This is a genomic window from Dyella sp. ASV21 (genome assembly GCF_016428975.1).
Taxonomy (GTDB): domain Bacteria; phylum Pseudomonadota; class Gammaproteobacteria; order Xanthomonadales; family Rhodanobacteraceae; genus Dyella.
Genome location: NZ_JAELTT010000348.1, coordinates 1 through 314 on the forward strand (window position 1 = coordinate 1; position 314 = coordinate 314).

The following is a 314-nucleotide window of genomic DNA, read 5'->3' on the forward strand; positions in this document are numbered from 1 at the left end:
CTTGGTGTGGAGCCGCTGGAATTTCTCGGCAACGAGTTCAATTACCTGGCCGTGCTGGACAGTGCGCGGACGGTACGCCGGTTGCAGCCGAACCTGGCGGCCATCGCGCTGTGGAACAGTCCGGGCCCTGTCTCTTATACACATCTGACGCTGCCGACGACAACGTTCGGGTGTAGATCTCGGTGGGCGCCGGATCATTAAAAAAGGGGGGGGGGGGGGGGGGGGGGGGGGGGGGGGGGGGGGGGGGGGGGGGGGGGGGGGGGGGGGGGGGGGGGGGGGGGGGGGGGGGGGGGGGGGGGGGGGGGGGGGGGGGG

1 protein-coding gene is annotated in these 314 nt (G+C 73.6%); it reads left to right on the forward strand.

The genetic code is table 11. The features are described 5' to 3' along the window. On the forward strand, positions 1-201 hold a 201-nt coding region (locus JHD67_RS21885), incomplete at its 5' end, for a hypothetical protein (protein ID WP_199101221.1). Between the last annotated feature and the right edge of the window lie 113 nt (positions 202-314).